The following is a 2,664-nucleotide window of genomic DNA, read 5'->3' as shown; positions in this document are numbered from 1 at the left end:
CACCCGCACCGAGTCTATCCCGGCGGAGTTTCAGCCCTGGCTTGGCTCCGTCAGCCAGGCAAAGACCGTGCCCCCGCTTCGGGCATTTCTGGAGGCGGGTGGGACGGTGGTCACCATCGGCAGCTCGACCGTTCTGGGCAAGCAGCTCGGGCTTCCTCTGCGAAACCACCTGACCCAGCGCGGTCCCACTGGTGAGCAACAACCTTTGGAGCAAGAGAAATTCTATCTGCCTGGCTCGGTGGTGCGCCTCACCACGGACAACACGCATCCGCTGGCACACGGCATCCCCGCGCAGGTGGATGCCTTCTTCGACAACTCCCCCGTCTTTCAGCTCGCGCCTGGTGCCAGCGCCCTCGCTCTGCGCCCCGTGGCCTGGTTCGACTCGGCAACCCCGTTGCGCTCAGGCTGGGCGTGGGGAGAAGGCTACCTAAAGGACGGCATCGCGATCCTGGAGGCTTCCGTGGGCAACGGCCATCTCTTCCTTTTTGGCCCCGAAATCGTGAACCGCGCACAGCCCCACGGCACGTTCAAGTACCTCTTCAATAGCCTCTACTACGGCCCCGCCACCACGGCGTCAAAGCTTGTGAATGGGAAAGAGCGACCTTGACGCGGCCCCACGCATCGTAAGTGAACGCCTTGTCGCCTGCACGAAGCACCTTCCCAGACGGCGCATCATGCACGATGGGGCTAAGACCAGGAAGACCACCGGCGGCGGGGGCACTCAGAAGTAAGTTATCCGCTGCATCGTACTGAGAGAGATAGCGAATTTGAGCAAAACTTGATGGAGAACAAACCACAAGCAGAAAAACACTCAACAAAAGCCATCTACAAATGTTCTTGTGATTCAAACAAGAGCATAAAATCTTCTTATTTTTCATTATAATAAAAATCCTCGCCATCAAAAACTACGCAATTAAAATCACTCATTAATTCAAAAACTAAATCTAAATAAATACCCTCATATCTATTATCAAAAACAAAACCAACAGCCATAACACAATTTTCAATTATTTTCATAATTTTAATTTCATTATCAACATCTTTATATTTCACGTAATTATGTGTTGCTAAAATCAACCTTGACAATTCCGATCCAGGTTTCCTAACATGTAAAGAATTAATTAAAAAATCCCCTTTATCATTAGATAACTTAATCTTGTCCCAGGAATCCTCTCCCGAAATGATATGGTATGTATAACCTATTTCTTTTGCTATCAGGCAAATATCAGAATGTTTCAACTCAGTAAAAAAACATGTTGCATTCATTTTCTGGGTCTGCCTCCTGTTTTAAAGCGACCACCTGCATGTCCTGTTTTGCTATGTTCCCACCGATCAACTAATTGCAATCTTACTCCATTCTTATGATGATGCCAAGTAAATCCTGGTACTTTTGCATTTCCTTGAGTAATTCCTTAAGGATTCAGCGGCGCGGGCGGCGTTTCTCTTGCCCAAAACACGGCCTTTCCGGGGCTAAAAATCAGCGCAGGGGGAGGCGGTTGCCTGTATAATCACCGGTAAAGTTTGTTAAAGAGGTGCCCCATGGAACGTGGCCTGCTGCTGGTTGCGCTGGTGTTGAGTTTAGTGGTCGGAGGGGTCGGTCTGATGCCGCCGAGAAAGCCGGTCGCCTTCCCCTGGCAGAGTGCGCTTCCTGCACTGCTCGCCTTTGTTCTCTCACTGCCGTCGTCGGGGATTTTCGCACCGGGGCAGGCACTGGGACTCGGGGTATTGCTGGGCGGGGTCTTCGGTGCACTGGCCGGGTGGCTCGCGCTACAAGAGAGGCCCACGGCGGCGGCGGGGCTGGGGCTGGCACCGCTTCTGCTATTGCTCAGCCTCCACGGCATGTTCCCACGGGAGAATCTTCTGGGCGCAACCCTGGGCCTGCTCGCCGCACTCTGCGTGATCGGGTGGCGCAGTCCCGAGGCGACTCCTACACTGACACTGGTCGGAGCGCTGACGGTAGGGGTGGCGACGGCATCATGCCTGGGGACCTTTCGCCCGGCGGGAACGATCAAGACCGGCTGGCTGAGCTTTCCTCTGGTGCTGACGGCAGGAGCTCTCGTGCTGGCGACCGTGCTCACTCAAGTGAAGGCAAGCGCCTCGCGCCTGCGGATCGGAGCCGTGGGCTACGCACTCCTGCTGGCACTCGCCGTGCGCCCGCTGGCACTTGCCACGGTGGGAGCGCCCGCTCCACATTTAGGCAGCCTCGGAATCGCGCTGGTGCTCGGGCTGATGCTGGTCTGGCTAGCGCAGGCCGACACGGCGCTGCGGCGTGTGCTCGGGGTCTTGCTCACACTGGCGGCGCTGAGCGGAGCAAATCATCTGGGGCAGGGCTACGGGATCGCGCTGCTGCTCATCGGGCTGGCCGCTCTGGCACTGCTCACGGAGACGGTAGACACGCTCCTGCCCGCGCTGGCTGCCGTGGCGCTGGCCGCGCTCTGGCGACTTGTCGCGCTGCGCTTCGATGATGCGCGGGGCTTTGGGCTGCACGAGCAGTATCTCCTGCTGGGACTCTTACTGGGCGGGCTGCTTCCCGCGCTCGCGGCGGCACTGGGCTCACTGCTCGGTGCGGGCGCGACCCTGCTGGCGCTCCCTGCCGCCCTCACCGTGCTCTACGGCCCGCGCGCCGGGCTGACTCTCGTGCTGGGCCTGCTCGCCGGGCAGCTC

General features: G+C 57.5%; 3 protein-coding genes and 1 pseudogene. 2 read left to right on the top strand and 2 right to left on the bottom strand.

The features are described from left to right. Positions 1-607 (top strand): annotated as a pseudogene (locus ACH2EH_RS25565) (peptidase); the annotation flags it as partial. A 260-nt stretch (positions 608-867) separates the two neighbouring features. Here ACH2EH_RS25565 and ACH2EH_RS25560 read toward each other — a convergent pair. Continuing rightward, positions 868-1,266 carry a hypothetical protein gene (locus ACH2EH_RS25560; RefSeq protein ID WP_395146248.1) on the bottom strand — a complete coding sequence of 133 codons (399 nt, stop codon included), beginning with the start codon at positions 1,264-1,266 and terminating at the stop codon, positions 868-870. Continuing rightward, entirely contained in the window at positions 1,263-1,409 is a 147-nt protein-coding gene (locus ACH2EH_RS25555; RefSeq protein ID WP_395146249.1) for an HNH endonuclease, read from the bottom strand. Before ACH2EH_RS25555 ends, ACH2EH_RS25560 begins: the two co-directional genes overlap by 4 nt. Before the next feature lie 130 nt (positions 1,410-1,539). On the opposite strand from ACH2EH_RS25555, the gene ACH2EH_RS25550 reads away from it, so the two are divergent. Next, positions 1,540-2,664: hypothetical protein (locus ACH2EH_RS25550; protein ID WP_395146247.1), on the top strand; the 1,125-nt coding region annotated here is incomplete at its 3' end.

Origin of the sequence: Armatimonas sp., from assembly GCF_043760365.1 — a bacterium.
Taxonomy (GTDB): domain Bacteria; phylum Armatimonadota; class Armatimonadia; order Armatimonadales; family Armatimonadaceae; genus Armatimonas.
This window is presented reverse-complemented; position numbering and strand designations above follow the sequence as displayed.

Excerpts from the sequence above, each read along its gene's own strand:
- ACH2EH_RS25560 (WP_395146248.1), bottom strand. The coding sequence starts at position 1,266 with ATGAATGCAACATGTTTTTTTACTGAGTTGAAACATTCTGATATTTGC.